Raw genomic sequence first — 7,207 nt, 5'->3', positions numbered from 1 at the left:
CCTCTTTTTGGTCCCCCGCGGCGCCCCCCGCCGGGGGGGGGGGGGGGGTTCGGGGGGGGGGGGGGGGGCGGGGCCCCCCCCCCCCCCCCCCGCGCCCCCCCCCCCCCCCCCCCCCCCCCCCCCCCCCCCCTCTGCGTGAACCGCCCTCGCGCCAGGACGCCGGCCTCAGACGGATTCACGCACGCCGGCGAGACGGCGACGGTCGCCGCCCACCAAAAGATCGTGGACGCCGCCCGGAAGGGCGATGTCGCCGCGTCCCTGAAGGCCCTCGGTGAGCACTACGCCCCCGTCGGGGCGGATCGCGGAGGCCAGGTCGCGCGTGGCCGCCCCCGCCTGAGCGCCGGCGGCCGGAGCCCCCGCCGCCTCCCCCGGGCGCGGGCCTCCGGCCCGCTCCATGCCCTTGACGTCCGGTCGAGGAGTTCCTGCGATCCGGTTGCCCCGCACCGGGCGCCCGCCGTACCCGAACGCCTCGCGTCGTACGTACGTGTCCGACCGGTCTCCCGGCCCGGCGGAGCGACCGACCCGGACCGGCAGAAGGCTGCTCCGGCACCGTGGCACCGGGCGGCACCCGGGCCGGCCGAGGCGGCCTTCGTCAGCGCAGGAAGTGCAGCAGTCGGTCGTTCAGCTCCTCGGGTGCGGTGGAGGGCAGGGAGTGGTGGGTGGCTCCAGGAAGTACGGCCACTTCGGCGTGCGGAAGTCGCCGGCGAGCTCGGGCCGCGACCTCGGCCGCGTGGTGGGCGCGGCTGCGCTGGGCGAGCAGGACCAGGACCGGCATGCTCAGACCGGTCGTGCGGGGGCGGGCGCCCGTGACGATCTTGCGGCCGGGGAGAGTGGTGGCCGCTGCGTAGAGGCGCTGCCAGGCCTCGTCCGTCGAAGCGCCGCCGGTCTCCCAGGCCAGGAAGGCACGAGCGCGGGCCTGGCTGGGACGGATCAGGGTGGGCAGGGCACGCAGCAGGTAGTGAGGGCGGAAGCCGGCGAAGACCTGGGTGGGGTCGAGGAGGGCGAGACGGTCGACGCGTTGCGGTGCGTGCAGTGCGTAGTGGGCGGCCAGCCAAGCGCCGTAGGAGTGGCCGCACAGGTGCGTGCGGGCGAGGCCGACGCCGTCCAGGACGGCGTCAAGCCAGGCCGTCAGATCGGCGGTGGTCTTCAGCGCGATGCCCCGCCGTTCGGTGCGGCCGGCGTCGCCCAGCAGATCGACGGCATGGACCCGGTGGCGCTCGCCCAGGGCGGGAGCGTTGGCGAACCACACCAGGCCGGTGGCCGCCCCGCCCGGCAGCAGCACCAGAGGGCGGCCGTCCTCCGGTCCGTACACATGGACCCGGGTGGGACCGTAGGGGGTGGGGACGTCCTGCTCCTCGGTCAGGGCAGGCCAGCGGGAACGCAGTTGCTCGTAGGCACGGTCGAAAGCGGACAGCGGCACGGGCTTTCCCCTCGCTCGACGACAATCTCGTTCAGCGAGATAATATGCGGGAGGACGTAGGGAGTGGGCATGAAGGACGATCAGAGCCCGGCCATGGAGCTGGTCCATCTGCTGCGCGCGGTGACCGTGCGATTCGACCTGCTCGGCGCCGAGTTCGCCGCCGGCCACGGGCTGCACCCCACCGACGTGCGGGCACTGATCCATCTGCTGGACGCGGCACGCGAGGGCACTCCTGCCACACCCGGCCGGCTCGGCGAACAACTGCGCCTGCACTCCGCCGGGACCACCGCCCTCATCGACCGCCTGGAGCGACTTGGACTGATCCGGCGCACCAGGGACACCGCCGACCGGCGCCGCGTGCTGCTCACCGTGGAGCAGAAGGCCCACGACCTCGGCTGGGCCTTCTTCGGACCGGTCATCAGCGACGTACGGGATGTCGCCGAGCGCTTCGACGCAGAAGAGGTCCGCACAGTGCGTCGCTTCCTGACGACGGTCCTCGAATCCGTGCCCGATCGTCCTGCGACCCGTTGAGCAGCCGGCCACCACCTGCTCACCGCCGGCCCCGCCACCCGTACGCAGTCACCTGCCGAGGCTTCCGCACCCCCTGACGTCCCGCATCGACGGTGTGCCGAACCGTGCGCCGGCCGGAGGGCGGATCGCCGGGCGTCCGCCCGCGGTCCTGGTGCTGCCGCCCCGGCGGGGCGGGGCGGCAGCCCTGCTATCCCTGGGGCCGGGAGGCGAGCGGGTCGCCGCTCCTGCCGACGACGTCGGCGATCCAGGCCATGGCATGTCCGCGGGTCACGGGCCACCCTGCTCCCGTGTTCGCCGGGTGAGTGAGTGCATCACGTTCCGAAGCGCACGCCCCTGCCCAGGCGGCCAGGAGGTGTTGGTCCCCCGGCCGCACCCGTCCGCCTGCGACGATGGGGACGCACCTCGCGGGGACGACGGACGGGCGGCAGCGACATGGTGGCAACGGGCTTACGCATGGGCGTGGTCGGCGGCAGCATCGCGGGGTGTGCGATGGCGGTCGCCGGCCTCAGGACGGGTGCGGACGTCACCGTCTACGAGCGCAGCGGGGGTGAACTCCGGGACCGTGGGCTCGGGATCGTCATCCCTCCCCCGCTGCACGCACGGCTGGTCACCACCGGCTACCTGGGCGCCGCCATGCCGACCGCCCCCGTGGCGACCCGGGTCTGGCTGACCCGGGCGCCCGGGGAACGGACGGCGCGCGAGTTCGCACGCCAGCCCAGCCCGGTCACCCCCTGCAACTGGGGCCTCCTGTGGGGGTCGTTGCGTGCCGCCGCCACGGGGGCGCGGCACCACCGAGGGCTCCCCGTCACCTCGGTCGCGCGGGGCCCCGCCGGAGGTGCCCTCGTACGGACGGCGGGGGGCGAGGACGCCTACGACCTGGTCGTGGGCGCGGACGGCCACCGCTCGCTCACCCGCCAGGTCCTGGCCCCGGACCTGCGGGCCTCCCCCGCCGGGTACGCGGTGTGGCGCGGCACGCTTCCGGTGAGCGCGTCGGCCGACCACCGGCGGCCCCTGGAACTGCTGCGTGAGGCCTGGGTGACGATCGGCTTCCCCGGCGGGCACGGCATCTTCTACCTGATCCCCCGGGGCGGGGGCGCGGCGCCGGACAGCCGGCTGCTGGCCTACGCGATCTACGCGACCCCGCCCGGCCGTTCGGCGGACGAGACCGCATACGTACGACAGCTGGCCGACGAGCACTTCCCCCGGGAGTGGGCGGACCTCGTGGCGCGGGGCGAGCACACCGCGATGACCTGCCACCCGGTCGCTGATCTGCACGCGCCCCTCGCAGCGGATCCGCCTTTCCTGCTCGCGGGCGACGCGGCAGGGGTCACCCGCCCGCACACGGCGAGCGGAGCGGTCAAGGCGCTGCAGGACGCCCTCTGCCTGGAGGACGCTCTGCGGACGTCCGCCTCACCCGCCGAGGCGCTGCGCCACTACGCCCGCGAGCGCACCCCGGAGGGCGCCCGGCTGGTCGAACTGGGACGCAGGCTGGGCCGGGCGCAGGTGGAACGCACTCCGGACTGGACCGCGATGGACCAGGCGGCGGTGGACGCCTGGTGCCGCGCCACCCTGGCGGGTGCGAGCAGCTATCTCTACGGGGACATGGGCTGAGGCTCCAGCCGGTTCCTGATGCCGTCGAAGTGCGTACGCATGGCCCGCACCGCGCGGGCTCCGTCGGCCGCCGCGACCGCCGCGACGATCTCGCGGTGCCGGCAGCAGGTGACGGCCGGGTCCTGGTGGCCGTCGTCCATGTCCTCACGCACCCGGTCCATGGCCGCCCAGAACGCGTCCAGCACCTCGCTGAGCAGGTGGTTGTCCAAGGAGGCGTAGAGCGCGAGGCGGAAGGCGCGGTCGGTGGCCCGGGCGACCCGGCCGCTCTCGGCCGCCTCGGTCTCCATGGTCGCCACGAGTGCTCGCCGCCGGCTGTCGCCGACCCGATGAACTCCGGCCCCACGAACACACCGCGTCGAGTGATCCCGCTCCACGCGACGGCGCCCGCCCGGAGATTCCGGGCGGGCGCCGTCGCTGTCCTGCGGGGCGGGCGGGCCCTACGGGTAGAAGTGCGTCAGTGACTCGGCGACGCAGGCCGGCTTCTCGGAACCCTCGAGTTCGAAGGTGAAGCCCCGCGTCATCTGTACGCCGCCGCGCGCGACCTCGTTCACCCTGGTGACCGTGGCGTGCAGGCGGACACGGCTGCCGACGGGGACGGGTGCCGGATAGCGGACCCGGTTGACGCCGTAGTTGAGCGCCCGCCCCACGCCGCTCACCTGGAGCAGTTCGGCGAACATCGGGATACCCCAGCTCAGCACCATGTAGCCGTGGGCGATGGTGCGCCCGTACGGTCCGGCGGCGGCGCGCTCGACGTCGGTGTGGATCCACTGGTGGTCGCCCGAGACGTACGCGTAGGCGTCGATCAGCTCCTGGGTGACCTCCTTCCACTCCGAGCGCCCGAGGTCGCGCCCGCCGAGGGCGAGGATCTCCGGGATGCCGTGCGCGGTGAGCGCCATGGCGGTACTCCGTTCTGCGTGTACGGGCGGTCAGGCGGTGACGGGCGCGGTGCGCGGCGCGGCGACCGGCTCAGCGGACTGCTCGTCGTGGTTGGGGCGCTTGAGCAGGAGGAGCATGCAGCCCAGGGTGAGTGCCACCTGGAAGACGGCGTAGGCGATGACCGCGGTGATGGAGCCGGTCCGGTTGAGCAGGAACTGGCCGATGATCGGGGTCGTGCCGCCGAGCAGGGTGCCGCAGAGCTGATAGCAGAGCGAGATGCCGGTGTAGCGCAGGTGCGCCGGGAAGCGGCTGGCGAGCATGCCGGCGAGGGCCGCGTAGTAGAGGCAGTGCGGGATGGTGGCGACGGCGACGCCGAGCATCGCGAGGCCGTAGTTCTCGGTACTGATGAGGACGAACATGACCGGCATCAGGACCAGTTCCGGCACCAGCATCACGATCACCGCGCGGGACCAGCTCTTCATGCGGGTGGCGATGAGGGCGCCGAAGGGCTGGACGATGATCTGGGTGATGTTGGCGACGAGGATGATCGTCAGGAACGAGCTGCGGTCGAAGTCCAGGGACGTGGTGGCCCAGGACAGCGCGAACGTCGACTTGAAGTACGTGGCGGACAGGCCGATGGTGCAGGCGCCGATGCCGAGCACGATCAGCATGGGGTGGCTGCGCAGGACCTCGGTCAGCGGGAGCTTGGCGACTTCCTTCTTCTCGATGAGCTTGGCCATGGCCGGGGACTCGGAGACCTTCAGCCGGACCAGCAGACCGACCATGACGAGCGCGGCGGACGCGAGGAACGGCACGCGCCAGCCCCAGGAGACGAATGCCTCGTCGGGCAGCTGGCTGATGGCCAGGAAGCTCACGGTGGAGAGGGTGTTGCCGACGGGCGAGCCCTGCTGGGCGAACGCCCCGTACAGGACGGACTTGCCCTTGGGCGCGTGCTCGGAGGCGATGAGCACGGAGCCGCCCCACTCACCGCCGAGGCCGATGCCCTGGATCATGCGGATGCAGACCAGCAGGATCGGGGCGGCGATGCCGATGGAGGCGTAGCCGGGCAGCAGACCGATGGCGGTGGTCGAGATGCCCATCATCAGCAGGGTGATGACGAGGGTCTTCTTGCGGCCGAGCCGGTCACCGTAGTGACCGAAGATGATGCCGCCGATGGGGCGGGCGAGGAAGCCGACCCAGAAGGTGGCGAAGGCGACCAGGGTGCCTATCGGGCCTTCGAGTTCGGGGAAGAACACCTTGTCGAAGACGAGCGCCGCCGCGGTCCCGTAGATGTAGAAGTCGAACCACTCGATGGTGGAGCCGATGAAGGCTCCGAATCCTGCGCGGTTGGCGGCTTTCGTTCGCTCGCGTGCGGTTGCGGTGGTCGCACTCATGGTGGCTCCCGTGGAACTTCGTTGAACAAGCGGATGGGACACGGCGGACCCGGCGTCGCCCGAGACGCCTTGGGTCGCGTGGTGGAACTGGGGACGGAAAGGGGACGGAGAGGGGACGTGACGGTCAGGCGGGGATGCGCTCGAAGACGGCGGCGAGGCCCTGGCCGCCGCCGATGCACATGGTCTCCAAGCCGTAGCGCGCCTCGCTGCGGTGCATCTCACGGCTGAGGGTGGCGAGGATGCGGGCACCGGTGGCACCCACCGGGTGGCCGAGCGAGACGCCGGATCCGTTGATGTTGATCCGCTGCTCGTGGTCCTTCTCGCCGAGGCCGAGCTCCCGGGTGCAGGCCAGGACCTGGGCGGCGAAGGCCTCGTTGATCTCGATCAGGTCGAGGTCGGCGAGGGTGAGTCCGGCGCGGCCGAGGGCCGCGTGGGTGGCCGGGACGGGGCCGATGCCCATCGTCGCGGCGGGGACACCCGCGCGGGCGAAGGAGACGAGCCGGACGAGCGGGGTGAGCCCGAGCCGTTCGGCGGTGGCGGCGCTGGTGACCAGGCAGGCGGCCGCGGCGTCGTTCTGGCCGCTCGCGTTGCCGGCTGTGACGGTGGCCTCGGGGTCGGCCTTGGCCATGATGGGGCGCAGCGCGGCGAGTTGCTCGGCGGTGGTGTCGGGGCGGGGGTGCTCGTCGGCGGTGACGACGGTTTCGCCCTTGCGTGTGCGCACGGTGACGGGGACGGTCTCGGCGTCGTAGCGGCCCTCCCGCACCGCGCGGGCGGCGCGGGCCTGGGAGCGCAGGGCGAGGGCGTCCTGGTCGGCACGGCTGATGGAGTAGGCCCTGCGGAGGTTCTCCGCGGTCTCGATCATGCCGCCGGGGACGGGGTGGTGGAGGCCGCCCGCCGTGACCCGGCCCCTGGCCAGCGAGTCGTGGAGCTGGAGGCCGGGGCCCTTGATACCCCAGCGCCCGTCGTGCGTGTAGTAGGGGGCGGCGCTCATGACGTCGACGCCGCCGGCGACGACGACATCGCTGAATCCGGCGCGGATCTGCATGGCCGCGTCGAGCACGGCCTGCAGACCGGAGCCGCAGCGCCGGTCGGTCTGGACGCCGGTGACGGTCTCGGGGAGTCCGGCGTCCAGTGCGGCGACCCGGCCGATGGCGGGGGCCTCGGACGTGGGGTAGGCGTGCCCGAGGATCACCTCGTCCACCCGGCCGGGGTCGATGCCCGTGCGGGCGACGACCTCGGCGATGACGCGTGCGGCGAGCGCGGCCGGGGTCTGCTGGGCGAACGCGCCGCCGAAACGCCCGATGGGTGTGCGCAGCGGCTCGCAGATGACGACATCGGTCTGGTCGGGCACGGAGGAACACCTTTCGGCGGGTTC

7 protein-coding genes and 1 pseudogene are annotated in these 7,207 nt (G+C 72.9%); 2 read left to right on the top strand and 6 right to left on the bottom strand.

The window, feature by feature from the left end; all coding sequences use genetic code 11:
- Nucleotides 1-165: 165 nt before the first annotated feature.
- Nucleotides 166-396, bottom strand: coding sequence for a hypothetical protein (locus tag ACFYQ6_RS29580; RefSeq protein WP_388765858.1), 231 nt, complete (start codon nt 394-396; stop codon nt 166-168).
- A 196-nt stretch (nt 397-592) separates the two neighbouring features.
- Nucleotides 593-1,420 carry an alpha/beta hydrolase gene (locus ACFYQ6_RS29575; protein ID WP_361586768.1) on the bottom strand — a complete coding sequence of 276 codons (828 nt, stop codon included), beginning with the start codon at nt 1,418-1,420 and terminating at the stop codon, nt 593-595.
- A gap of 69 nt (nt 1,421-1,489) precedes the next feature.
- Here ACFYQ6_RS29575 and ACFYQ6_RS29570 point away from each other — a divergent pair, with 69 nt between their 5' ends.
- Nucleotides 1,490-1,951: a MarR family transcriptional regulator gene (locus tag ACFYQ6_RS29570; protein WP_361586771.1), complete on the top strand. Its 462-nt coding sequence runs from the start codon at nt 1,490-1,492 to the stop codon at nt 1,949-1,951.
- A 489-nt stretch (nt 1,952-2,440) separates the two neighbouring features.
- Complete coding sequence (locus tag ACFYQ6_RS29565; RefSeq protein WP_388765855.1) at nt 2,441-3,562, top strand: FAD-dependent monooxygenase; 1,122 nt, start codon at nt 2,441-2,443, stop codon at nt 3,560-3,562.
- Here the strand turns inward: ACFYQ6_RS29565 and ACFYQ6_RS29560 are convergent.
- From ACFYQ6_RS29560 to ACFYQ6_RS29545, 4 genes and pseudogenes are all read right to left on the bottom strand, one after another.
- Nucleotides 3,544-3,867 (bottom strand): annotated as a pseudogene (locus ACFYQ6_RS29560) (FCD domain-containing protein); the annotation flags it as partial. The gene ACFYQ6_RS29565 and the pseudogene ACFYQ6_RS29560 overlap by 19 nt on opposite strands.
- 132 nt (nt 3,868-3,999) lie before the next feature.
- The gene (locus ACFYQ6_RS29555) at nt 4,000-4,458 is read right to left on the bottom strand and encodes a MaoC family dehydratase (protein ID WP_361586779.1); all 459 of its coding nucleotides are present in this window, start codon (nt 4,456-4,458) and stop codon (nt 4,000-4,002) included.
- Nucleotides 4,459-4,488: 30 nt separating this feature from the next.
- Nucleotides 4,489-5,832 carry an MFS transporter gene (locus ACFYQ6_RS29550; protein ID WP_361586782.1) on the bottom strand — a complete coding sequence of 448 codons (1,344 nt, stop codon included), beginning with the start codon at nt 5,830-5,832 and terminating at the stop codon, nt 4,489-4,491.
- A 124-nt stretch (nt 5,833-5,956) separates the two neighbouring features.
- Nucleotides 5,957-7,183: an acetyl-CoA C-acetyltransferase gene (locus tag ACFYQ6_RS29545; RefSeq protein WP_388765852.1), complete on the bottom strand. Its 1,227-nt coding sequence runs from the start codon at nt 7,181-7,183 to the stop codon at nt 5,957-5,959.
- Between the last annotated feature and the right edge of the window lie 24 nt (nt 7,184-7,207).

The sequence above is a fragment of the Streptomyces sp. NPDC005494 genome, from assembly GCF_042872025.1.
Taxonomy (GTDB): domain Bacteria; phylum Actinomycetota; class Actinomycetes; order Streptomycetales; family Streptomycetaceae; genus Streptomyces.
The sequence above is the reverse complement of the archived record's forward strand: the minus strand, read 5'-3'. Positions and strand labels throughout refer to the sequence as shown.

Coding starts and splice junctions, on each gene's coding strand:
- ACFYQ6_RS29550 (WP_361586782.1), bottom strand. CDS start 5,832: ATGAGTGCGACCACCGCAACCGCACGCGAGCGAACGAAAGCCGCCAAC.
- ACFYQ6_RS29570 (WP_361586771.1), top strand. CDS start 1,490: ATGAAGGACGATCAGAGCCCGGCCATGGAGCTGGTCCATCTGCTGCGC.
- ACFYQ6_RS29555 (WP_361586779.1), bottom strand. CDS start 4,458: ATGGCGCTCACCGCGCACGGCATCCCGGAGATCCTCGCCCTCGGCGGG.
- ACFYQ6_RS29565 (WP_388765855.1), top strand. CDS start 2,441: ATGGCGGTCGCCGGCCTCAGGACGGGTGCGGACGTCACCGTCTACGAG.
- ACFYQ6_RS29580 (WP_388765858.1), bottom strand. CDS start 396: ATGGAGCGGGCCGGAGGCCCGCGCCCGGGGGAGGCGGCGGGGGCTCCG.